The sequence below is a fragment of the Paenibacillus sp. CAU 1782 genome (assembly GCF_054551715.1).
The window spans coordinates 23,373-47,844 of record NZ_JBTOLL010000012.1; the positions used below are offsets into that span (position 1 = coordinate 23,373).

The window sequence follows — 24,472 nt, forward strand, 5'->3', positions numbered from 1 at the left end:
AGATCATGCTGGAAAAAGGACGAATTAGCAATCGGCAGCTGCTGGTGCTGCTGCTTTTGGCGCAAATCGGGGACATGATTTTGATTTACCCGGCAGTCATTACGTTTTTTGCCCACCAGGATGCTTGGCTTTCTTCCCTGCTCGGCATTCCCGTTGGACTGGTTTCCATTTGGATCATGCTGAAATTTTATCAGTTGCAGCCAGGCATGACGCTAGTGGAGGCAATGAGCAGCATTTGGGGCAAATGGATTGGAGCTCTGGTCAATCTTTGGTATTTGTTTTTCTTCTTTACTTTAACAGTAATCGCGACGCGCGAGGTTGGCGATTTTTTGACTACCCAGATTATTCCTAACACGCCTATACGAATCGTTCACCTGGTATTTGTGCTCGTCCTGCTATGGGGCTTATTTCATGGCATTGAAAGCCTGGCTCGCACAGGAGAGATCCTCTTTCCCCTTGTGACGCTATTTATCGTTATTCTGATCATTTGCATTTTGCCCCAAGCGGATATTGATCGACTTAGACCTGTGCTTGGCTCAGGATGGCTGCCTATGATCAAGGGTATGACTGTCACGATTGCCTACCCTTTTGGCGAGTTGACAGCCTTTATGATGCTGCTCCCCTATACGGTCAATGTTCCCCACCGCAACAGGGACATCATGCTTACTTCGCTTATAGGCGGGCTGCTGCTAACCGGCATTGTCATGATTTCCATCATGGTGCTTGGCTCTTTTTTTACCCAGCACAATATTTATGCTTCATTTACTTTAGCCCAGCGCATCAGCATCGGCAATTTTCTGGAGCGTATTGAAGCCATCATGGCGACCGTGTGGATCATTTCCACGTACTTCAAGTCGGTTATTTATTTCTATTGCTTCCTGCTGGGATTCGCCCAGTTGTTTAAGCTAAAGACCTACCGTCCGCTTATTTTGCCATCGGGAATGATGCTGTTTGGCATGGCGATTATTATCGCGCCCAATATTACTTATTACATCTCCATGATTGTGTACTACTGGGTCGATTGGGATATTACATGCAGCACGGTTATTCCGCTGCTTGCCATTTTGGTCTACAAGCTGCGGAACAGGGGAAAAAACGGCATGTTAAAGCCAACTAACGGATAATATCTTCACTCAACCATTCGTTGGAGAGTACAATCGATCGAATTCGCTTCTCGATCCCTTCACCCTTGGGCAGGTCGCTTATTCGGCTCAGCAGCAGCCATCTCAGACAAGCCAGCGCCTGGAATGCTGAATACGTTTCCGGTTTTAACGGCACAAGCTCTTGCAAGGCTTTTCCAAAAGAGTTGCCGATGCGTTCTCCAGCAAAAACGGTTATGAGAAAATGAGCCCACACCATATCGTATCTAGCGTCTCCCATCTGTCCGTTCGTCCAATCAATAACCATTAAACGGTCCCCTTGCTCCAGCACATTCCCCAAATTGAAATCGCCGTGAATCAGCGCATTCGAGGTCATTTGTGCTACATCCAGCGCTTGGCGGAATATTTGGGCGAGATCCTCATGCTCGTTCAGAGACGGAAAAAAATAAGAAGCGAAATCATAAGCAGGGATCAAATCCGGCTCTATTTCTTCGGTATTGAAAGTATGGATGTCCGTCAACAGCTTTGCCAGATTTTTGATCTTCACCTTGTCAAGCTTAGCGGGAGGGTTTCCGCCAAATTCCGTAAGAAGCGCCTGATTCCCTTGTCCATCCACTCCCCAGCCATAGGGCTTTGACACGTTAATACCTTGACGGTCAAGCAGATTCAGCAGTTTGTATTGACGGCTGATATCGGGCCGCGACTCCTTGTTCCATAACTTTAAGACAAACTTTCCGGTGTTCGTCTCCACAATAACGACCTCTGCTTCAAGGCCTGGTTTAAGAGGCAGCAGCCTGTGCTCTCCGGTCAAAGCGGCAATTATGGCAGCATCGCCCTCCTGCCACTGGATATCGTTCATTGAAATCGTCAATGTCATCGCTCCCCGGTCAATCCGCATAGTGACTTACTGATATGCTATTGAATTTGTTGTAGTGTGTATTGCTGCGAATTTACTAATGCGAGATCGTACAGACTGGATCCATTGGATGGTTGAATGGTTGATGGGATGCTCTAGGTGAACATTATACAAGTCACTTGGAATCGCCCTTCAATTGCTCGCGCACAAACTGCCGCAGCTGCTCCTTTTCATCCTCCGATATCCACTCCACCAGCCGTGCGGCAGCTATCGGAAGCAGCCATCTGTTGATTTCATCCTCGGAAATACCCGAGAGAGAAATATAATGCTTCACGTATCCTTCCTTCAACCGGTTGCGAGCTTGATCCAAAGCTTTGATCAAAGCTGGCGGCGCGCTTTCGGGCAATCTTCCCGTACCCAGCAGCAGGGCTGTTCGCGCGACATCTCCCGCGGGATGCCCGATCATTCCCGTCATCCAGTCGATAATATAAGCTTCATCACCCAGCAGTACATTTTCGGGATGATAATCCCCATGGCACAAGCTGTTCCCTTGAGGCAGCTCCTGCAAATACCGGGCAGCCGCGTCTTTTTCAACATCTGAAAGCCCATCTGCCTGCCAAATGTGATGAAGCAGCGTTTCATTGAGGGAACGTACGCCATTCTGCCTGATGTCAACAGTCCGGCTGTGCAGCTCGTAATGAAGGCGCGCCAACAGCTCCGCGTAGTCATCCATTTTTTCAGGCTTCTCCATCAACCTGGACAGCAGCGTGGACGAATCGCTAATATAACCGTACACTATGCCTGTTCTGCCTCCGCTCTCCAACATTTCAAACGGACGGGCCGTTGAAATGCCGGATTCGTAAACCAGCTTGCTTATATTAAATTCATGTTGGGCGGCATCCTTGGGGAAACCAGGATGAAACAGCTTGATGACTTTCCCGTCCCCGTAACGGCGAACCTCAGCCGTTCGCCCTTCTCCAAGCTTCTCCAGCTCTGCCATACGCTCCTCTCCAAGCTTCTCCATCCCTGCCATACGCTCCTCTCCAAGCTTCTTCCGCTCCGCAGTACATCCTTCGCCAAACTTCTCCTGCTCCGTCATCATTATCCTCCTCAAACTTTGGCGACAGTAGCCGAGGGATTGATTTCAGCTTCATGGTGAACCGATCCATCCTCCAGCCTGATCCATGTACGAAAAGAAAACTCTCCTTCACGCAATTGAATCACCCGGGCGCCACGCTGCAGCGAGCCATACGTATTCCAGCCTGTGATACGGCCATATGCAAGCGCGATGCCATGATGAGGAACGATGTAATCGTTATCATGGTCATGCCCGGCAAATACGCCCATCACATCGCTGCCCTCCATCATTGCGGCGAACATACCGCTGTTGATTTTGGGACAGCATACGTTTTCGCCTTTTGTTCCCTGGATATTCCCGCTCAGCGCGGCTTCATGATATTCAGGCAGCGGGATATGCAGAAAAGCCAATGCGGGAAGCGGACCGTTATTCCGATAGGAAATGCTGCTCGACTGCGCGCTGTACCAGTTCACCTGATCGGGATGCAGCCAGGCATACCCTCCGATAGAGGGGCATGCGTATTCCCCCGAATCGACAAAATAAAGCACTGCCGCTTCCTCCGGTCCGGAAGCCCTTGAGATAGTCAGCACATAATTGCCTGTGCCGCGTATATCGGCTGGGCCGGATTGAGACAACGACAGCTGTCTTTCCTCCAAAATCCCCTGCAGTTCGGCGCGGGTAATGCCATGCTCGGAGTCATGATTGCCGTAAACAACCCCGTACGGTGTGCCTGCGGCTTCCGCAACGCCGATAACGCTGAGAAAAGCTTTGGCGGGATTGCCGGCATGCTCGCTGAAAATCAAATCGCCGGTATAAACAACGAGGTCGGGCTGTTCCCTTTCCAAGATGTCTGCCATCAAAGCCAGTGTCCGCTTGTCCTTGTCTTCTCCATCTTCGTTGACCAGATGAACATCGGTAAATTGTACGATTTTAAAAGTGCCGTCTTCCCTGAATGCCAAATCCCCCAATGCCATCTCTCCGGTCCCCCTGCTTTCTCATGCTCTTCTACAAGACATATTCCAACTGACAATCGAATGGTTCGCGCTCTACATGAGCCGCATTGATCTCCAACGCGTCCACGCAGCCCGCGGCCCGATAAAATGCTACGGTTTCTTCGGCGGAATGCGCGGAAATATAAAGCTTGCCCGCTCCCCAGGACTTTGCCTGCTCCGCGCTCATGGCAAACAACTTCTTGCCTAACCCTTTGCCCCTGTAATCGGCGGAAACATGCAGCTGCATCAAATCCGCATATTGATTGGCGCTTCCAAACAACTGGCGCGGCAAAGAGGAAAAGCCCACTATTTTTCCATCGTGTACACCGCAAAAAACGCTGCCCCCGCCCATAAGGCAATGTTTAAAATCCTGCTCGACGATTTCGATCTTGGTCTCCCGGTCCCAATTATCGATAAAAGGCTCCGACACCAGCCTCCGCCTGCCGTCTACCATGCGCCATACTCTGTTGACCTCTTGATATCGGCGAAACGGCAGAAGCATTTCCGGATGCAAATCCTTAATCGCGAGCTCTCTGTATGTGATTTCCTGTCCCAGCAAGCTATCGATCCCTTCCTGTAAAAATATTCATTTGTGTCCATTATAACGGATCGTTGCCAGAACTGACAGACACTTGATCCAATTTCAAAGGCGGCATGTCCTGCATAATGCCGGAATAGAAGCCCCACTGAGAATTAAGAACCTATTCCTGCATGCTGGGCGCAACAAAAAACCGCCAGCCTACGGCTGCGGATTGGCAGCGCTGCTGACGGTTTGAGGTGTTCTGGATAGGCGTGATCGCGCCATAATGAACGCGATCCGTTTTATACGATGTGGGCGCCTTGCTTTTGCATGAGGGAAAGCCAGGTCCGGTAACGCTCAAACGGCGTCCCTTCATCCAATAGCGCTTTGCAGGTGTACAAACCTTCCTCCACCGATTCCACTTTATCCGCCAGCTGCAAACGAACGGCGGCATTCAGCAGCACCTGATTGACAAAAGCCAGATGTCCCTTGCCCTGCAGAACCGCCTCCGTAGCATTCAATTGCTCCTTGGCTGTCCAGGAAATTTCGGGAACGGCTGTCTCCAGTCCATAGGCGTCAGGATTAATTACATGGAGCGTGGCTTCGCCGCCGCTGACGTCATACGTACGGGTCGGCCGCTCAATAAAGAGATCCTCAGAGCCCTCGACGCCCTGAACGATCAGCGCTTTGCGGTATGACAGCTTTTCGGACAGCTTTGCCATCCGCTCAAAAACAGTGTTGTGGAACACTCCAAACATCAGATACGGAGAGTGGCTGTAATCCACCAGCTTTTCCGCCGTATTGATGATCGTGCGCATATCCAGCTCCAGCCTGACAGAGCGAAGCATGGCAAGCGGAGGACACCACTGCTCCGAGGAAACGTACAATACCCCCGTCTCCTTAGCGGCATGCAGAGCTGATTCCCTGGACATCTCCAAAGCGGGAACGCCAGCCTCCTCCAGCAAATCTTGAAGCGTAATCCCCCATTTGGGCGGCATAGGCGCCGTGCCGTGCAGCGTTACCGGCAAACCTGCGGACGCGGTTACAAACGCCGTGGCGAAGGTTGCGTAAAATGATTTCTTCCGTCCGTCATATGGTCCCGTGCAGTCGATCCCTTCCTGAACCGGTACTCTATAGGCATGTTCGCGCAATACTTCAACAAATGCCTGAAGCTCTTCGACGCTTTCCATCTTAATCCGTTCGGCGACAAAAAAGGCGCCCAGTTGAGCCGGGGTAACCTTTCCTGCAACAATCAATTCGGCGGCCGTACGGGCTTCCTCATAACTGAGATCTCGCGCTCCCCGCTTGCCTCTGCCAACTTCCTTCAATAACTTTGCAAACATGACATGGCCCCCTTATTTTTGATCCTGAAGCAATTGATGCACTCTTACGATAGAAGTGGCCACATCCACCATCCGCTTGCGATCGTTCATGGCCTGCTTTCGCAGCACTTCATACGCTTCGGCCTCCGAAATATTTTTTATTTTACACAGGATCCCCTTTGCCATATCAATCCATTTACGCTCTTCCAGACGGCCTTCAAGCTGCTTCTTTTCACTCAGCCATTGCTGCCGCTCCATAAACTGCCTTTCTCCAAAATGGAGGCTCCAATGCAGCTCCTGCTCGCTCATGGAGGCTGTCAGCAGTCCGTCAACCGGAGCATCCTCCTCGCAATACTGAAGCGAATCCGCGGCGGAAGCCGCGCTGCACCACCAGAACAAGGGCATCGCCTTTGCCCTGGTCAACCTATGGCCCACAAGCTTGACATCGTTAAGAGGCATATGCAGAACCAAAGCATCGGCCCCGCCGATCAACGTCTCCGCTTTGCCGACATCTCTTGCTCGAAGCACGGCGTAACCGTATTCCTCTAACACATAAATAGGTGTTTTTTTCTTGGGCAATGAGACGGACGGAGACAGGTCCGCTCTTCTTACCGCAGCAACATCCGGTTCAACTACCAGCAAAGAGCGCAATCGGCTCGCCCCCCAACAGAAATTTCATGTTACTATTTATAACACTTTAAAGCGACTCTGTCATCAGTCAAAATTTTTAATGTGAATTATATTGACATTATATCGTCATGTGATGTATAGTGACATTAGTCACAACACATTTTCACGAATACAATGGCGTATTCGTTTGAAGCGGCAATGGAGCCTGCTTTCACAGACCTAGGGTAACGTATGTTTACTCCTCTGTGAAGCAGGCTTTTTTTATTCAAATGCAGCAGCACCGGAGAGGAGATTACCGTATGACCACCAAACAAAAGCTAGTCCTGATCGGCAACGGCATGGCCGGCGTCAGAGCCATTGAGCATTTATTGAAACTTGCTCCCGAGCGGTATGAGATTACGATTTTCGGAAGCGAGCCACATCCCAACTATAACCGGATCATGTTGTCCTCCGTCCTGGCGGGCGGAGCCAGCCTTCAAGAGATCGTAATTAACGACTGGGATTGGTACAGCGAAAATGACATCACGCTTTATACAGGTCATACCATAACACGCATCGATACGGACCGCAAAGTCGTTACGTCCCAGCAAGGCGTATCGGTTCCCTACGATTCTCTTCTTATCGCAACCGGCTCCAACCCGTTTATGCTCCCGCTGCCTGGCGCTGACAAAGAAGGCGTCATCGCTTTCCGCGACATCAAGGACTGCGAAACAATGATCGAGGCTGCTCGCTCCTACAAAAAAGCGGTGGTCATCGGCGGCGGATTGCTGGGCCTTGAAGCGGCCAGAGGTTTGCTGCATCTGGGCATGAAGGTGCAGGTCGTTCACATCAACGACTACCTGATGGAGCGCCAGCTGGACGAGACGGCTGCCCGGATGCTGCAGCGCGAGCTGGAAGCTCAAGGCATGGAATTCCTGCTCAAGAAAAGCACAACCGCTATTAAAGGAAAGAAACGGGCTACCGGCCTGGTATTCTCCGATGGCAGCGAAGCTGACGGCGATCTGGTCGTGATGGCGGTCGGCATCAAACCTAATGTGGACCTGGCTCGCGCTTCCGGCATCGAAATTAACCGCGGCATCGTCATCGACGACTTCATGCGTACGAGCGTCCCGGATGTGTATGCGGTAGGCGAATGCGCCGAGCACCGCGGCATCGCTTATGGCCTGGTTGCTCCTCTGTATGAGCAAGGCGCAGTGCTTGCCAAACATTTGGCCGGCGTGACTACGGAAGGCTACGGCGGCTCCGTCACTTCCACCAAGCTGAAAGTATCCGGCGTTGATGTGTTCTCTGGCGGTATTTTTGATGAAAGCCCCGGCACGCGCTCACTGAAAATTCAGGATGAGCTTGGCGGAACTTACAAAAAACTCGTTATCAAGGACGGCAAGCTCATTGGCGCCGTATTGTTCGGCGACACCTCTGACGGAGCTGAGTTGTTCTCCATTATAAAAAAAGAAGAGTCCATCGAAGGACGGGAAAAGAGTCTTCTTATCGGCTTTTCTCCGGATCAGTCAGGCGGCGGCGCAAGCTCAGGAAATGCCAGACTGCAAGCAATGGCAGACGATGAAATTATTTGCGGCTGCAACGGCGTATCCAAAGGCACCATCGCTGACGCTATTTTGAATAAAGGCTGCAATACGGTTGGCTCCATCAAAACCTGCACCAAAGCATCTGCTTCTTGCGGAGGCTGTAAACCGCTGGTGGAAGGATTGCTGCAGATCTATTCCGGCGATTCCATCGGCGAACCGGTCAAAGAAGGCATTTGCGGCTGTACGACGCTAAGCCGCGACGAAATCGTCGCAAGCATCACCGAAATGCGTCTCATGAGCGTAAATGAAGTGATGAACGTGCTGGAGTGGAATAATGCCGAAGGCTGCTCCAAATGCCGTCCGGCGCTCAACTACTACCTGGGCATGCTGTTCCCCGAGGAATATGTGGACGAAAAAGAATCCCGCGTAACCAACGAGCGCTTCCATGCCAACATCCAGAAGGATGGCACTTTTACGGTCGTACCAAGGATCTATGGCGGCATCACATCGCCGACCGAGCTGAAGAAAATCGCCGAGGTCGCGGAAAAATACGAGGTTCCGCTCGTGAAATTCACCGGCGGTCAGCGATTGGACTTAATGGGCATCAAAAAAGAAGACTTGCCAAAAATATGGAGCGATCTGGATATGCCGTCCGGGCATGCCTATGGCAAAACGCTCCGCACCGTAAAAACCTGCGTCGGCAATACGTTCTGCCGTTTCGGAACGCAGGACTCCATGGGCATGGGCGTGAAGCTGGAGAAAGCTTTTGAACGAATGAATGCTCCTGCCAAAGTCAAGCTGGCCGTTTCGGGATGTCCCCGGAACTGCGCGGAGGCTTCCATCAAGGACGTTGGCGTTATCGCAATCGACGGCGGATGGGAAATCCACGTTGGCGGCAACGGCGGCATCAAGGTTCGGGCAACCGAAGTATTGACCGTGGTCAAAACGGAGGACGAAGTGATGGAATGGTCCACGGCTTATCTCCAACTGTACCGCGAGCAAGCCGCATGGAATGAACGGACGGCTCATTGGATGGAACGGGTTGGCCTGGATTACGTCAAAAAAGCGCTGGAGAAACAGAAGGATCGCCTCGCCTTGGTCGAGAGACTGCAAAAAACGCTCAGCCTGACAACCGATCCTTGGAAAGAAATTGTGGAATCCGATGATTTGCGCAAAAACTTCCAACCACTCGCCAAACCTCAGCCTGTAAACAGCTAACAAGCTTTTAAACTGCCAAGCATTCTAATGGTTACAATGCGCTTTTACTATCATTTTTACCCTGTGACGGACTTGCCGACCGCTCCGGCGGAAGGCCGGTCCAACAATCAAGGAGGTCCTCATTCATGACTACAACAAAAACAACCAAACTGCTTGTCGCCCATTTATCCGATATCGATATCCGCAGCTCGCGCACCGTTCAAATCGATGGCAACGAAATTGCCGTATTCCGTTTAACGGACGGCAGCGTTCATGCCATAGACAACAAATGTCCGCACAAAGGTGGCGTGCTCTCGGAAGGCATGGTATGCGGATCCCATATTCATTGCCCGTTGCATGATATGAAAATCAACTTGCGCACAGGCAAAGCGGAGGAGCCGGATGACGGCTGCGTTACCACCTACGAAGTCGAAATCGATCCCGCAAGCGGCGCCGTTTATTTAAACATCTAATTAAAGGAATCCAACAACATGACCTATGTAAAACCGCAAGAAGTGGTGCAAGCCATGGTGGATACAGGGACAGCCAAGGCCTCCTTATCCCCAGTTCAAACGATACTGAGGGGCATATTGGGCGGGGCCATTCTGGCCTTTGCCACAACCCTTGCCTTTACCGCCGTACAGCAGACCTCGATCGGACTGGCCGGCGCGCTGATTTTCCCGGTTGGCTTCGTCATTATCGTCCTGCTTGGTCTTGAACTGGTCACCGGCAGTTTTGCCTTAATTCCGCTGGCGCTGCTGGAACGCAGAATCAAACTGAGTTCCATGCTTTCGACCTTCGGGTGGGCGATTATCGGCCATCTGATCGGCTGCATGCTCTACGCGGGTTTGTATCTCATTTCCGTTACCAAAATGGGACATGATCTCTCCAACCCGCTTGTATCCACGCTGATTAGCATAAGCGAAACCAAAACGCTGGGTTACAAAGCACTTGGCTTCGACGGCCTGATCATCGTTATCGCCAAAGCGATTTTATGCAACTGGATGGTCACCTTGGGCGTTGTCATGGCCTTTACGTCCAAATCAACCGCCGGCAAAATACTTGCCATGTGGCTGCCCATCCTCACGTTTTTTGCCCAAGGCTTTGAACATGCGGTTGTTAATATGTTCGTCATTCCGGCGGGCATGCTGTTGGGGGCGGATGTCACGATGGGCGACTGGTGGTTATGGAACCAGATTCCCGTATTGATTGGTAATTTTATCGGAGGGGCTCTGTTTACAGGCCTTATGTTATATTGGACGCATCGAAGGAAAGCCACGGCGCAGGACAACGCGTCTGCCGGGAAAACCCAGTTGAACGCAAGTTCAAAAAGTTCGGTCTTTCGTACCGAGAATACTAATCATACCGCGACAGCAAGCGGAAGGAGATGAGCTGAATGAACACATACGGAAAGGTCTTTATTGTAGGAGCCGGACCGGGAGATCCGGACCTGATTACCGTCAAAGCGATGAAGGCGCTGCAGCAATCGGAGATCATTCTGTATGATCGGCTCGCGAACAAAGAACTGCTATCTTACGCGCCTTCCAGCGCTGTCAGAATTTATTGCGGCAAGGTGCCAGGCGCCCATGCCATGCAGCAGGAGCATATTAACGAGGCTTTGGTTCAGTATGCCAAGCAAGGCAAAAGCGTAATTCGTCTAAAAGGCGGAGATCCATTCGTCTTCGGCAGAGGCAGCGAAGAAGCCATCGCATTGGCACAAGAGGATATTCCCTTCGAGATCATTCCCGGGATCACCTCCGCCGTTGGCGCCGCCGCAGCCTCCGGCATTCCATTGACGCATCGCGGGAGCGCCGCTTCCTTCGCCTGCGTCACGGGCAGCCGTTGCCACAACGCCCGTTCCCCGATCCGCTGGGATCTGTTGGCGCATGGCGTTGACACGTTGGCCATCTACATGGGCGTAAGCCAGCTGCCGGATATTCGGGAAGAGCTGCTGGGCCACGGCAAATCGCCTTCTACACCTGTTGCCCTGATCGAAAATGGCACAACCTCCAAGCAACGAACCATCGTAACAACGCTAGGCGACATGCATAACGCCGCAGCGATGTCCCGCCTGGACAATCCCGCCTTGATTATTATCGGAGAGGTCGTGAAGGTGCGGGAGCAATTGCACTGCGCCGCTTCCCAAGCCGCAGCCAGTCTGATTGGATAAAGGCTGCAGGTGCTCTTTCAGGTAAGCAATTCAGGAAGAGTACGCGAAAACCATGGGAAGAATACGGAATGAATACGGGTTGGATACGTGAAGAATGCGGAATGTTTACGGAATGAATACGAGTTGGATACGTGAAGAATACGGGATGCATACGGAATGAATACGAGTTGGATACGTGAAGAATACGGGCAGCTGTGTTTCACCCGTATTCTACATACAGCGGTTCGATATGCTCTCTGATGAGCTCGACTCTGTCCTTGGCACGGGGCATAAAGCTTGAGGCTATAGCAACGACTATGTTCTTTTCGGAGTTTACGTAAATGATATTCCCGCCATCGCCTATAGCCGCGTAACAACGAGAATCCGTATCGCTATCGCTATTGTTATCAACGATCCACCACATGTAGCCATACGGCCGTTCTCCCCATCGGCTATGCTCCCTCGTGCTGTCCTGAACCCATTTTGAGGATAATAGCTGCTCGCCATTCCACATGCCGTTATGCCCGTATAGCTGACCGATTTTGGCCATATCACGCGGTGTTAGGGCAAGTCCCCATCCTGCCGTGTTTGCCCCTCCAGGATCAGCTACCCAGCCGCTAACATTTTCTCCTTTGAGAAAAGCTAGATAATCTTCTTTGCTCCTAATTCCCACGTTGCGGGGGACTTTGATTCCAAGCGGCGCAAACAGATTTTCTACGGCAAAATCAAGCACCGGCTGCCCCGTTGCGTTTGCAAGAATTCCCGATAAAATTTGGGTTCCAACCGTGGAATAGTTAAACTCGCCAATCCCTTCGCCAATGCCTCTTTTGCCCCCCAACAAGTCCAATGCAGCCTTTGTCCAATCGGAGCTTGAATAAACCTTCGCAAACGGCTCAGAGCGATATTTGTAAGGCGCGGTCATTGTCAGCAGATTGCCTATCGTTATGCATTGTATTGTTTTTTCTCCGCGTTTTGGAATGTAGTCGGGAAAAAAGGCCAATACATTTTGGTGCACGTCCTTGATATAGCCCTGATCTATCGCAATGCCGATCAGCGCAGAGGCAATGCTTTTTGTTACCGAAGCAATGTGGATCGCATCATCGACGCCGCGGCCATTAAAATAGTATTCATAAGAAATGGCATCGTCTTTTACAACCACAATACCTGCGATATTCGAATATTGGTTTTGTATTAGTTCTGTGAGCTTTTTGAGTTCTTTGGTTTCTTGGTGTTTTTGGTGTTTTTGGTGTTCTTGGTACTCTTGGTGCTCTTGGTGCTCTTGGTGCTCTTGGTGCTCTTGGTGCTTCGAGAGCTTATTGAGTTCTTTGGATTTTTCCAATTTAGCTATGTCCCCTTTATCCATCTCGCCCCCCTTTCTCCGTCAAAATCACAATAATTTGTTATAAAAAAATATTCAATAATTACTTTTCAAAAAGAAATGAGGCTTGCTTTTGGAGTGATCGCTCGGGGCAATTGCTTGTAGCGGTCAAGCGGAGCGGTCGCCTGGCGAGATTGCTCCGGGCGGTCAAGCTAAGCGGTCGCTTGGTGAGTTTGCTCCGGGCGGTCAAGCGAAGCGGTCGCTTGGTGAGTTTGCTCCGGGCGGTCAAGCTTAGCGGTCGCTTGGTGAGTTTGCACCAAGCAGTCCATCGGAGCAGCAGCTTGGTTGGACCACTCACTCATATTAGTCGCTTGGAGAAAACGCCTGCTTCGATTGCTCCAATCAGTCAATCGAAGCGGGCGTCTGGATATCTCCCAAGGGTCCTGCGCGCTTACGGTCACCTATGACCGTTAGAGCCTTCATTTTACCGAAAATCCGTTTCTAATGGACACAAACGGCCGTTAGCGCTCATTTTTGCCCCTTATCCCCCACTTTTTAGCGTCTAAAGGACATTGGTGACCGTTACCTGAAGGAAATTCAGCAATTTGAGGCTGTAACGGTCATACATGACCGTCAGCGATGGAGCCTCCATGTGAGACGTTCTTCCGGACGTTTGCTTCCAAGAAACGTTGTCGGTCGAAACCTGGGTTCTTTGGTTCCCAGATTAGTTCCCCGAGTGAAGATAGCATTTCTAAAGGCATCTTTTCTAAAGATAGCATTTCTAAAAGCATCTTTTCTAAAGGTACCTTTTCAAAAAGCAGCTTTTCTAGGTGGATTTTTTGCCCTTCAGAGGTCGGACATTCGCTAACGCGTATTTGAAGCCGGGCATTTTGCAGAATGGGTCGAGCTCTGGCAGGGTTGCCCGGTTTACATTTTGAATGCCTCCCCAATGCATGGACGAAAAGATAGTATCCTCGCGGATTTTGTCTGTCAGACGGCTGCGGACAGAGAACATGCCAGTCTCGGTCTCCACTTCGACCCATTCACCTTCGGCAATCCGCAGGCGGCGGGCGGTCGCAGGATGGATTTCCAGAAAATTGCCGACTTCGCGGGCCGACAGCGAAGGGCTTCGCCGGGTTTGGACGCCGGTCAAATAATGGGCCAAAATCCTGCCGTTCGTCAGAATCAGCGGAAACTCTTTTGCCCGCTCCCCTCGAGGGCCCAAATCAACCTCGCTCCGACCCTTCAAAGTTCCGGCTGAAGAAGCTACCTCAAGGCTATCCAGCAGATCTGCCGATGAGGATCGCGCAATTCCTCCCCCGCTCAGTCGAAGCTCTGCTGATGGGGATTGCGCCGATCCTCCCCCGCTCAGCCGCAGATCTGCCGATGAGGATTGCGCCGATCCTCCCCCGCTCATCAACAGCTCTGCTGATGGGGATTGCGCCGATCCTCCCCCGCTCAGTCGAAGCTCTGCTGATGGGGATTGCGCCGATCCTCCCCCGCTCATCAACAGCTCTGCTGATGGGGATTGCGCCGAGCGCTCCTGCGCTGCAACCGGTACAGTTGGTGCGGGACGGCTTAACGGAGCCGAGCTGAACATCGCCTTGCCGTCGGGATGGGCAAACCGCTGACGGAACATCAATGCTTCCGAGTCTCCCTCCGGATCGGGACAAGGCCAATACACGCCACCCTCGCGGCGAATTCGATCATACGTGATGCCGTAATAATCGGCACGGCCGCCACGGCTGGCTATACGCAGCTCCTGGAATATTTGCTCCGCGCTATCAAAGCGGAACCGCCGATCCTCTCCAAAAAATGCCGCGATATCGCATAATATCCGCCAATCATGGCGCGCCTCGCCGGGAGCAGGACGCCCCGCTTCCCGCAAGAGCACTCTGCCTTCAAGGTTGGTGAGCGTACCCTCGTTTTCCATATAGGAGGTTACGGGCAGCACAACATCCGCATACCGCGCCGTCTCCGACAGAAACATATCTGCCACAATCAAATGGTCAAGTCCGGCAATGCCCTCTTCAACCAGCACGGCGTTGGGATTGGAGACGACGGGGTTGGAGCCCATAACAAACAAATTGCGGATTTCTCCGTTTGCAACCCGCTCCATCATCTCATAAGCCGACACGCCCGCACGCGGTATTCGCGTCTCCTCTACATCCCATACCGAGGCGATGTAAGCGCGGTCCGCTTCATTTTCGATGAGCCGGTAGCCAGGAAGCTGATCCGCCTTTTGCCCGTGCTCGCGTCCGCCCTGGCCATTGCCTTGACCGGTGATAGCTCCGTAGCCGCAGCCTTCCCGCCCGATATTGCCGGTAACAAGCAGCAGGTTGATAAACTCCCTGACCGCCAAATGCCCGTCCGTCTGCTGCTCGACGCCGCGAGCGGTCATAATCATGGCCGTCTTAGCCCTTCCGAGAAGCAGCGCAGCCTCCCGAATCGACGACTCCTCGACGCCGCAATACAGCGCAGTTTCTCTAACGCTTGCCTGCTCCTTCACTCTGGCTGCAAGCTCTTCAAATCCGTTTGTTCGCGCAGAGATAAACGCCTTGTCGATCAGCTCTTCCTCCAATAATACAGTCAGCATGGCCGCCGCAAGCGCCGCATCGGTACCCGGACGGTTCTGGATATGAAGGGCCGCTGCCGCCGCTGTCTGAGTGACGCGAGGATCAATGACGATTATTTTGGCCCCGTTATCTCTAGCCCGGTTAAAATAAGGCATTAACGTCGGCTGGCATTCCGCAACATTAGTTCCCGCCAAAATGATACATTCGGCAGCCGCAATATCCTCCAGCCTAAACGTGAGGCCACGGTCCAGCCCGAAGCTTTTGACCCCGGCGGAGGCGGCGGCCGACATGCAGAACCTGCCGTTGTAATCAATGTAGCGCGTGCCAAGCGCCAAGCGGGCGAATTTGCCCAGCAGATAGGCGGTTTCATTAGTCAAGGAACCGCCGCCGTATACGCCGACCGCATCATCGCCGTATTGCGTCCGCGTCTCGCGAAGTCGCCGCTCAACCTCGCTCATGGCCTCCTCCCAGCCAACCTGCTTCAAAACGCCATTTTTGCGCACCATCGGAAACAGGATTCTCTCCCTGCTGTTGATGTGCTGATGAGCGTTAAGCCCCTTCACGCATGCGCGTCCCTCGGAGGCGTGATTGAACATGCCTTCCGCTTTGAAAACGGAGGCGCCTGGCGTGTTGGAGCCGCTTTGCACGGCTTCCGACAAAGCTTCGAGCTCGGTCAAGCTAATTTTGCACTGCACGCTGCAGAACGGACATTGCGTTGCCACTGCCCCATTTTCCGCTGTGCCTGCGATCGTTAATGTATCCGTCATGGCGATTCCCCCTTGAGTGGTCGATTAAACTTGCGGCACAGCCAAAATGTCCTTGCTGCCTGCTTGCCCAACAGCCGTCCCATTGGTTTGGTCCAGCTTTATTTCGTTCAGCTTTATATCGTTCAACTTTATTTCGTTCAGCTTTGTTCCGTTCCTCAGCCGCTCCGCCAACATCCCTCTGCTGATGGGATCAAGCAGCCGCAGGCGCACTGCGTTTAACCCGGTTCTTTCCATCCATTCTCCCATCATTTCTCCGTAATAGGCATCTTCGCGGTAAAGCTGGAGACAGGCATCCGCCAGGTCCAGCGCCTCTTCGAGATTCTCCGCCAGGCCGATCAGGTCACTTTGCCTGACTGGCAGCTCAGCATGACCGCCGGCAAAAAGCTCCCATCCCGCAGGGCACTGGGACAAAGCGATATCCCGCACCGGCAAGCCAACCGGATACCCAGCGCCGGCGGACAAAGCTGGCGCTAGCGAAGCCGGAAGCAAGCGGCCCTGCCATGTCGATGTCCAATGGTCAAAAAGCTGCCGCAGCTCTGCTCCTCCCGGCATTCGCGGCGAAGGACCTGCAAGCTGAATCGGGCCCAAAACAGGGCAATCCTCGTCTCCTCTGCTCCAGAAACCCCCGCCGAGCAGCGACTCTTCGTTCTTTTCGTTCTTTTCGTTCTTTTCGTTTTCTTCAATTTTTTCATTTACTTCACTTTCTCCGCTCTTGCCGATCACGCCACTCTTTACACTCACGTCACTCTTCACACTCGCGTTACTCTCTCTGCCCGCCATTTCGCAGCCTAATTCCCGGTAATACCGTATCGCCGGCAAGCAGGTGTCGCAGCCATCATCCGTGCGCCATTCCAGGCTTGCCAGCAGCTCCCCCAATGGAAACGCGGCTTGTTCCTGCACCTTGGCCTTTAAAGTCTCGTGGTTCATTGTCGTACAACCGCAAACTGCGAAGTCGGCATCAGCCGCGACCGCTGCTGCCGGCGCTTCCGCCCCGCCAGCTGGATTATCGGCCTTGCCGGAACGGACAACCGACAAAATGGCGGACACAACCGGTTGACAGCCGCCGCAGGAGCCGGATGCGCGAGTCGCCTGCTTGACCTGCTCCACCGTTTCCAGGCCGCCATCCTGAATCGCTTTAACGATGGCGGCTTTATTGACGGCGTTGCACGCGCACACGTTTTCGCCACCCGGCATAGCCACCGCCGCTTTTTCCGCCGCGCTTAAACCGCCTTCTCCCTCTCCGCTCCCCGAACCGTGGAAAACTGCAAGCTCCGCAACGGGACTGCTCGACTTTATCAATTTCAGCAGAGCCGGAGCGTCCGTAGAGTCGCCGAACAAAATAGCGCCGGCAACCTTGCCTTCATCCATCGTTATTTTGCGATATACGCCATTGATTCCGTCCTCGACGCGTATAGCGGTCTGCGCTTCGCCTTCGTTGATTAAACCGGCGGAGAACACCTCGACGCCCGCTACTTTAAGCTGCGCATAAGGCACTGTTCCCCGGTAAGGCTCGGTGCCGATGCCGCATAATTCCGCCGCCAATACGGTTGCTTGCTCAAAAAGAGGCGCGACCAGGCCGTATGCAATACCCCGATGCTCCGCGCATTCACCGACCGCATAAATATGAGCGGCGCTTGTGCGCATATAATCATCCACGCAAATGGCGCGATTCGTCTTGATGCCGCATGCCGCGGCAAGCGCCAGATTGGGCTTAATCCCGACGGCAAGCACAATCAAGTCCGCGTCAAGTTTTGTGCCATCGCTAAATTGGAGCCCTTTTGCCCTGCCCATGCCCAAAATTCGCGCGGTCTGCGCGTTCATCCGGAATCGCATGCCCTGCTCCTCCAAGCGAATCCGCAGCATAGCCGCCGATGTGGCATCAAGCTGCCGGTTCATCAGATAGGATGCGTTGTGAATCACCTCTGTCTCCATTCCCAGATTCAGCAATCCCCGCGCCGCCTCAAGGCCAAGCAGCCCCCCGCCGATGACGGCAGCTTTGCGGTATTGCTCCGATGCTTGCATCATGGCTTCACAATCCTCCAGCTTGCGGAAGACGATGACGCCTTTTTTATCAACGCCGATAATCGGCGGCACAAAAGCGGAGGAGCCTGTCGCAAGAACCAGCCGGTCCCAATGATAAACGCCGCCGCTTGCCGTTTCGACAAATCGGGATGTTGGTTCAATTCGCGTTACACGATCACCTGTAATCAGGGTTATCCCATTCTCTCCGTACCAGCTCAGCGGGTTTAGCACGATTTCATCCATGGTGGTTCCGCCTTGCAGCACTTTGGACAACAAAATCCGGTTATAGTTGGGATGCGGCTCGTCGCCAATAACGGTAATCTCAAAACGATGACGATCCAGCTTCAGGATTTCCTCCACGCAACGAATCCCGGCCATGCCGTTGCCTACAACGACGAGCTTCAGCTTTGGGGAATTCTTGCTGGATGTATGCGAAACAAGCGGTTCCTTCACTTCACGAACCGTCCCGTTATGATCTGCGCCTTTTTTCAACTCCGGCATGGCTCCCCAGCTCCTTATATTTCATTTAAAACGCCGAAAAGCCCACTCCTCCCTTGGTTCCAGCAAGGAAGAAAATGGGCTGCATTGCCTACGCAAGACGGCACGCCATTGTGCCGAATGTCTACAATAAGCGTAGTCGAAAATCATATGTATGTCAATATATATGACGCACATTTAAAGGATCATGATTCATAAATTAATTTTGAATTTTTGTGTAAGATATATTGACATAAGTGTGACGGTCTCATATACTTTGATTGACTACAGGGAGTCACAATGGCGTGGCTTCCGATTCGGCAATGAGGCCGCGGAACGTTCTCTTTTCCATTCGAGAATGTTTCTGCGGCCTTTTCTGTCTGAACAATTTTGAACAACCGCTAAAAAAAGAAAATTATGGTGATGGGGAGAGATGTTGTATGCTGGACAAAAAAAGCTTCTGGAAGAGCGGACATAAGCCGACTCTGTTTGGTGCATTCCTGTATTTTGACATCAGCTTTATGATTTGGGGAATGCTTGGCCCGCTTGCGGTCCTCATTGCAATGGATTATCCCATGACTCCCCTGGAAAAAGCCAATTTGGTCGCCCTCCCGATTCTCGGCGGCTCCATTCTGAGACTTGTGCTTGGGTTTATGTCCGATTACATCGGTCCTAAGCTTACCGCGCAAATCGGGATGGGCATCACCGTCATCCCTCTGCTGCTCGGCTGGCTGTGGGTAGATTCGCTGGGCCAATTATACGTTGTCGCTTTGCTGCTTGGCGTAGCGGGCGCTTCCTTCGCCGCCGCGCTGCCGCTTGCCGGACAATGGTATCCCAAGGAGCATCAAGGCCTCGCCATGGGCATTGCCGGCGCCGGCAATAGCGGAACCGTGCTCGCCACCCTTTTTGCCAACCGGCTTGCCACTCACTTCGGAAGCTGGGAGATGGTATTTGCGCTCGCGCTTATTCCGATCGTGATCGTATTTATCTTTTTCACCTTGTTTGCCCGCAACAGCCCCAACCGTCCAGCGCCCAAAAAGCTTTCGCAATACGGCAACCTGCTGAAACAGCGCGATGCCTGGGTGTTCTGCGCGTTTTATTGCGTAACCTTTGGCGGTTTTGTTGGCCTCGCCAACTACCTGACGATCTTTTTTAACACCCAATATGGTTTGTCAGCGATCCGGGCTGCGGACTTTACAACCTTTTGCGTCATTGCGGGAAGCTTCTTCCGTCCGGTAGGCGGATTTCTGGCCGACAAAATCGGCGGCACCCGCATGTTGACCTGCCTTTATACAGGAGCCGCCCTCATGCTTGTTGGCGTATCCTTCCTGCCTCCGCTGCCTATCGTCATCACCATGCTGTTCCTTGGCATGATGTGTCTTGGCGCAGGAAACGGCGCCGTGTTCCAGCTTGTGCCGCAGCGCTTCGGCAACGAGCTTGGTCTGATGACGGGTATCGTCGGCGCAGCCGGCGGACTTGGCGGCTACGCTCTTCCATTGATTCTGGGCCAGCTCTACAGCTCGTACCAGTCTTACACGCCCGGCTTTATCATTCTTTCGCTCATTACCGCCGCTTCCATGCTGCTCGTTGTGGTCATGCAGTCCAAATGGCGCAAGCTATGGCTCAAAGGCTCGCTTGGATCGAAAAAAACGATTGCTCCCGTTTCATCCTAGAGCTTTTGAATTCGCGCTTAAAAGCAATCGGACGCTCATTCTTTTAGGCTTATCCATACTGATTCACTTAAGCTTTTCGATGCGGCAAATAAAAGTTCTCTTGGGCCAGTCCGGAATAAAAGCCAAGATTGTAATAAACCGCCTCGGCGGGGTTTCCTACGGTCACAAACAAACGCAGGGTATGGAACTTATCATAAAGCTCGCTTAAAGCCGCCTTCAGCAGCTTGGTTGCCATACCCTCGTCCCGATAGGCGGGAGACACCGCAATATCATAGATCAAAGGCAGCTCCTCCCAGATGGAAATCAGGCATGCCGCCGCAATCGCGCCGGTCGAACGGTCGAAAACAACGGTGGACGCCGCTTTTACAATATCCGATTGGTTATGTTCAAAATAATACTGAATGTCCGACTCCACCTGCTGCATGGTATGTTCGCCCGGCATTCCGATGCTATCGCTGCCTGAATAGGCATCGTAAAACAGTTCAGCAAGCTTTGCGCTTTGCTTCGGCTCAGGCGGGGTTACATCAAATCTTTCGCCCCACTCCTGTCTGTCGAACCTCTCGGTTGGCCGGATCATCACTTTCCTTGCCTCCGTGGGGAGGAATCCAAAGCGCAATAAGTACTCTCTCTGGTCCGGCAAAATCGCATAGACATTAATGGGCTTGCTGGAATCAGAGATTTTTAGCAGCAATTTCTTCAATCTGGACACAACCTCGTGCAAATCGGTAAACGGCGGCTCAAGGAACAGCGCGGACATGGCGTTAGGCTCTATGCATACGCCGCCAATTCTCTTTTGTTGATAGGTAATCCAGTAACAGCGATCCTCTTCTCCAAAAATGGGCAGCCGCTTCTCCCAGCTCTGTCTGAAAAATATATTTTCTCTGTATGTGTTGAAGTGAATCGAAAAGGTTTTGTGATCAACTCTTGTCAGTTCATAATTGTCTTCCATTATGTAAGTCGAAGTCATCCTGCAATCCCCCCCTTAGTCGGCTGTTATTCCTTAATGCGATAACCCGATTATAGGTTTTAAAGCTGCAAGCGTCATGGTAAAAAATCATTAAACCTGTTTCCTACAACAAAAATGCTTCCTAGTAATAAAAAAGCTCCTTACATTTGCAGCAAAAAAACGAGGGTGCTCCTAAACCGTATTGGCGGCGGGGCATCCTCGTTCTCATTTTAGTTAACGCTATTTAGCTGCATTGTCGGAGAAATCGTACAAATCCTCCACATTGGTGGTTTGCAAGAGCACTTTTTCCGTATCCAGCAGAAGCAAAGTAGGCGATTCCTCTATATCAAATAGCTTTTTATAGGGATAGGGCTGCGACTCATCGCTTAAGCTCACTATCGAAATATTGCTGATTTTTAGCGAATTCATCACTTTGTCGGAACTGATAACAGTCAGCGCTTCTCCCAGCATGGTTTGAAGGTCCGTCTGTTCTCCATCCCAAAAGACATAAATGCTATAAGCGCCCTCTTCGCTGGAAGCCATGGATTTAATAGCGTCTGATTGGGTTGGCGAACATGCCGCAAGCAAACCTATAATCAACAGCATGAATATAGAAGCAATCTTTTTCAAGATAAATACTCCTTTCGCAGTATTCTACAGCAAAAGCTCCAGCCATTGTTCTTTTGTAATCGGTCCAAAATAATACGCCAAGTCCAGCTCGCTGCTGATCGCGTCCAGCGCTGCCGCGTCATAACGAGCGCCAACCAGCTTCGCAGCTACCTCGCTGCTATCTCCGCGTCCGAAAAAGTCGCCGTAAATGGCTGCTTCCTTAATGAGGCCGTCCTCCACGTTCAAGCGGACATCAAAGGTTCCCGCGCCCTCAATCCGTTTGCGCTGCTGCATGTTGAATTTCGGCGAACGACCGTAATTCCATTCCCAGCTCCGGTAGCGCTCGTCGGCCAGCTTGCGCACCGCTGCCCAGTCTTCTTCAGTCAGCTCGTAGTTTTGCACGCCGTCTTCCTGTTCAAAAATGGATTCCAGCAACGATTCGCGGAACTGCTGGATCGTTAGCGGCTCCTTCAAAAATTCCGATATATTGGCGACCCGGCTGCGGATCGATTTGGTCGCTTTTGATACGTATTTTTCGGCATTCACTTTAAGCGCCGACACTACGTTTTCGATTTCGGAATCGAACAGCAGCGTGCCATGGCTGAACATTTTGCCTTTTGTATGGAATTGCGCGTTGCCGGAAATTTTCCGTTCGCCGACCTGCAGATCGTTGCGCCCCGTCAATTCCGCTTCTACGCCCAGCTTTTGCAGCGCCTTAACTACCGGCTCCGTAAATTTGCGGAAGTTGTGGAACGAGCTTCCGTCATCCCGCATAATAAAGCTGAAATTCAAATTGCCAAGATCATGGTACACGGCGCCGCCGCCGGAAAGCCTGCGCACAACATGCAGCTTGTTCGCTTCTACATATTCCGCATTGATTTCTTCAAGCGTGTTTTGGTTTTTGCCGATGATAATCGAAGGTTCGTTTATGTAAAACAGCAGGCAGTTCTCGCCTTCCGGCAGTGTTCTCAAAATGTATTCCTCAAGCGCCAGATTCAGCGTTGGATCCGTAATCCCCTTGTTGTCCGCAAAACGCATCATGCTCATCCCTCTCCTACAGGGCGTGTATGCAAACCCGCCCCGCCCTAATCCCCACATTTTAACATAACGCAAGAAACAGCGTCAAAACTAGGCATCTTTCTAGTGTCGTGTGAAGGTCGTCTTATGGACATGAGAATGTAGCGGTCATCCATGACCGTAAGAGGCGTTTTTTTAGAAAAAACCGTTTTTAACGGACATCGATGGCCACTAGCGCTCGCTATCCCCCTTTTTTTGGCTTTATTTTCACGCTAATGGACATCGGTGACCGTTACATTGGCAAAACCCGCAATTTTACGCTCTGACGGTCATGGATGACCTTTAAATCGAGGGGAGCTCGTTCTATGAGTCCACGACCTTCAAAACGAGGGAGGCTAGCTCAATGAGTCCATGACCTCCAAAATGAGATAATCTAGCTCAATGAGTCCATGACCTCCAAAATGAGATAATCTGGCTCAATGAGTCCATGACCTCCAAAATGAGATAAGCTGGCTCAATGAGTTGAATTTTTAAAAAATAACCAGTGCAAGTGCTGGATGGGCAAAGGTGTTGAGCTGTTGAGCCGTTGAGCCGTTGAGCCGTTGAGCCGTTGAGCCAGCCGTGTAGCGATTGCGGGAAAAAGCGGCTAAAATAGTGGGATAGTTTGTATTCTTGCGGGAGGGGATTAATGATGGAATATCGGAGATTGGGCAATAGCGGACTCAAGGTTTCCGTATTAGGGCTCGGAACCAATGCTTTTGGCAAACGTTCCGATGCCGGCACATCAAAACGCATCATCGGGGAAGCGTTGGATAATGGGGTTACTTTTATCGATACAGCAAATATCTACGCCAGCACGGCTTCGGAAAGCATTATTGGCGAAGCGCTTGCCGGAAGACGGCATGAAGCGGTTCTGACAACAAAAGCTGGCTTGCCACGAGGCCAGGGGCCCTACGAGCGCGGTTCGTCCCGCAGACATCTCACCCTGGAGCTGGAGGGAAGCTTGAAGCGGCTGCGCACCGAGTTTGTGGATTTGTACCAAATCCATACCTTCGATCCCGAAACGCCGCTGGAGGAAACGCTTCGCGCTCTGGAAGACATGGTAACCTCCGGGAAGGTGCGGTATGTCGGGGCATCCAACTATTACGCTTGGGAGTTAATGAAGGCGCTCGGTATTAGCGACAGGCTGGGCCTGAACCGCTTTGTCTCCATGCAGACAAGCTATTCCCTTGCAGACCGGACGCCGGAGCGCGAGATGGTGCCTCTATGCCTCGACCAAGGCGTCGGCATTATTCCTTATTTTCCGCTGGCGGGCGGGATTCTGAGCGGCAAATACAGCAAAGGTACACAGCCGCCAACCGGTTCGCGCGGCGATTCCGACCCTGGCTTCCAGCGGTATCTGGGAGAGGCGCAATTGCAGCTGGCAGAGCAGGTGTCCGAATTGGCTAGCGAACTGGACTGTACGCCAAGCGCGCTGTCACTGGCCTGGCTCATGACGCGGCCAGCCGTCTCCACGGTTATTGCGGGAGCGACTTCTCCGGAGCAGCTTCGTCTTAACTTGCAAAGCCTGGATGTCCAATTGACGTCCTTCGCGCTTGAACGTCTGGACGAAATAAGCGCACCGTTCGCCAAAGGCGAGCCCTTCGGCTTTTACCGGCTTAGCTAAAGAGAAAACCTCTATTGAATTAGAGGACTCG

At 52.1% G+C, this 24,472-nt stretch carries 19 protein-coding genes; 7 read left to right on the forward strand and 12 right to left on the reverse strand.

The window, feature by feature from the left end; genetic code table 11:
• Window positions 1-5 precede the first annotated feature (5 nt).
• Window positions 6-1,124, forward strand: a complete 1,119-nt coding sequence (locus tag ACX93W_RS19805) for a GerAB/ArcD/ProY family transporter (protein ID WP_459394111.1) — start codon at window positions 6-8, stop codon at window positions 1,122-1,124.
• Here the strand turns inward: ACX93W_RS19805 and ACX93W_RS19810 are convergent.
• From ACX93W_RS19810 to ACX93W_RS19835, 6 genes are all read right to left on the reverse strand, one after another.
• Window positions 1,114-1,971, reverse strand: coding sequence for an aminoglycoside phosphotransferase family protein (locus tag ACX93W_RS19810; protein ID WP_459394112.1), 858 nt, complete (start codon window positions 1,969-1,971; stop codon window positions 1,114-1,116). The genes ACX93W_RS19805 and ACX93W_RS19810 overlap by 11 nt on opposite strands.
• Window positions 1,972-2,131: 160 nt before the next feature.
• Window positions 2,132-3,058, reverse strand: a complete 927-nt coding sequence (locus tag ACX93W_RS19815) for a phosphotransferase family protein (RefSeq protein ID WP_459394113.1) — start codon at window positions 3,056-3,058, stop codon at window positions 2,132-2,134.
• Between the two features lie 8 nt (window positions 3,059-3,066).
• Complete coding sequence (locus ACX93W_RS19820; RefSeq protein ID WP_459394114.1) at window positions 3,067-4,008, reverse strand: metallophosphoesterase family protein; 942 nt, start codon at window positions 4,006-4,008, stop codon at window positions 3,067-3,069.
• Between the two features lie 31 nt (window positions 4,009-4,039).
• On the reverse strand, window positions 4,040-4,585 hold the full coding sequence (locus ACX93W_RS19825; protein ID WP_459394115.1) for a GNAT family N-acetyltransferase: 546 nt from the start codon (window positions 4,583-4,585) through the stop codon (window positions 4,040-4,042).
• A gap of 263 nt (window positions 4,586-4,848) precedes the next feature.
• Window positions 4,849-5,889, reverse strand: coding sequence for an anthranilate phosphoribosyltransferase (locus ACX93W_RS19830; RefSeq protein WP_459394116.1), 1,041 nt, complete (start codon window positions 5,887-5,889; stop codon window positions 4,849-4,851).
• Window positions 5,890-5,901: 12 nt separating this feature from the next.
• Complete coding sequence (locus ACX93W_RS19835) at window positions 5,902-6,519, reverse strand: ANTAR domain-containing response regulator (RefSeq protein ID WP_459394117.1); 618 nt, start codon at window positions 6,517-6,519, stop codon at window positions 5,902-5,904.
• 278 nt (window positions 6,520-6,797) lie between these two features.
• Between ACX93W_RS19835 and nirB the strand changes: the two genes are divergently transcribed.
• From nirB to cobA, 4 genes are all read left to right on the forward strand, one after another.
• A complete protein-coding gene (nirB, locus tag ACX93W_RS19840; protein ID WP_459394118.1) occupies window positions 6,798-9,242 on the forward strand; it encodes a nitrite reductase large subunit NirB in 2,445 nt (814 codons plus the stop codon).
• Window positions 9,243-9,367: 125 nt separating this feature from the next.
• Window positions 9,368-9,694 (forward strand): nitrite reductase small subunit NirD, encoded by a 327-nt coding sequence (gene nirD / locus ACX93W_RS19845; RefSeq protein ID WP_459394119.1) that lies wholly within the window; start codon window positions 9,368-9,370, stop codon window positions 9,692-9,694.
• A gap of 18 nt (window positions 9,695-9,712) precedes the next feature.
• Window positions 9,713-10,612, forward strand: a complete 900-nt coding sequence (locus ACX93W_RS19850) for a formate/nitrite transporter family protein (RefSeq protein ID WP_459394120.1) — start codon at window positions 9,713-9,715, stop codon at window positions 10,610-10,612.
• 5 nt (window positions 10,613-10,617) lie between these two features.
• Window positions 10,618-11,391, forward strand: a complete 774-nt coding sequence (cobA, locus tag ACX93W_RS19855; RefSeq protein WP_459394121.1) for a uroporphyrinogen-III C-methyltransferase — start codon at window positions 10,618-10,620, stop codon at window positions 11,389-11,391.
• A 199-nt stretch (window positions 11,392-11,590) separates the two neighbouring features.
• Here cobA and ACX93W_RS19860 read toward each other — a convergent pair whose 3' ends face one another.
• From ACX93W_RS19860 to ACX93W_RS19870, 3 genes are all read right to left on the reverse strand, one after another.
• Window positions 11,591-12,733, reverse strand: coding sequence for a serine hydrolase domain-containing protein (locus ACX93W_RS19860; protein ID WP_459394122.1), 1,143 nt, complete (start codon window positions 12,731-12,733; stop codon window positions 11,591-11,593).
• 781 nt (window positions 12,734-13,514) lie between these two features.
• Window positions 13,515-16,031 (reverse strand): molybdopterin oxidoreductase family protein, encoded by a 2,517-nt coding sequence (locus ACX93W_RS19865; protein WP_459394123.1) that lies wholly within the window; start codon window positions 16,029-16,031, stop codon window positions 13,515-13,517.
• 24 nt (window positions 16,032-16,055) lie between these two features.
• Window positions 16,056-18,554, reverse strand: coding sequence for an FAD-dependent oxidoreductase (locus tag ACX93W_RS19870; protein ID WP_459394124.1), 2,499 nt, complete (start codon window positions 18,552-18,554; stop codon window positions 16,056-16,058).
• 419 nt (window positions 18,555-18,973) lie between these two features.
• Here ACX93W_RS19870 and ACX93W_RS19875 point away from each other — a divergent pair, with 419 nt between their 5' ends.
• Window positions 18,974-20,203, forward strand: coding sequence for a nitrate/nitrite transporter (locus ACX93W_RS19875; RefSeq protein WP_459394198.1), 1,230 nt, complete (start codon window positions 18,974-18,976; stop codon window positions 20,201-20,203).
• Window positions 20,204-20,270: 67 nt separating this feature from the next.
• Here ACX93W_RS19875 and ACX93W_RS19880 read toward each other — a convergent pair whose 3' ends face one another.
• The 3 genes from ACX93W_RS19880 to ACX93W_RS19890 all read right to left on the reverse strand — a co-directional run bounded on the left by ACX93W_RS19880 (window position 20,271) and on the right by ACX93W_RS19890 (window position 22,796).
• On the reverse strand, window positions 20,271-21,170 hold the full coding sequence (locus ACX93W_RS19880) for a GNAT family N-acetyltransferase (protein WP_459394125.1): 900 nt from the start codon (window positions 21,168-21,170) through the stop codon (window positions 20,271-20,273).
• A gap of 219 nt (window positions 21,171-21,389) precedes the next feature.
• The gene (locus ACX93W_RS19885) at window positions 21,390-21,779 is read right to left on the reverse strand and encodes a hypothetical protein (protein ID WP_459394126.1); all 390 of its coding nucleotides are present in this window, start codon (window positions 21,777-21,779) and stop codon (window positions 21,390-21,392) included.
• A 24-nt stretch (window positions 21,780-21,803) separates the two neighbouring features.
• Window positions 21,804-22,796, reverse strand: coding sequence for a lipoate--protein ligase (locus tag ACX93W_RS19890; protein ID WP_459394199.1), 993 nt, complete (start codon window positions 22,794-22,796; stop codon window positions 21,804-21,806).
• A 670-nt stretch (window positions 22,797-23,466) separates the two neighbouring features.
• Between ACX93W_RS19890 and ACX93W_RS19895 the strand changes: the two genes are divergently transcribed.
• Complete coding sequence (locus ACX93W_RS19895; RefSeq protein WP_459394200.1) at window positions 23,467-24,441, forward strand: aldo/keto reductase; 975 nt, start codon at window positions 23,467-23,469, stop codon at window positions 24,439-24,441.
• The last annotated feature ends 31 nt before the right edge of the window (window positions 24,442-24,472 follow it).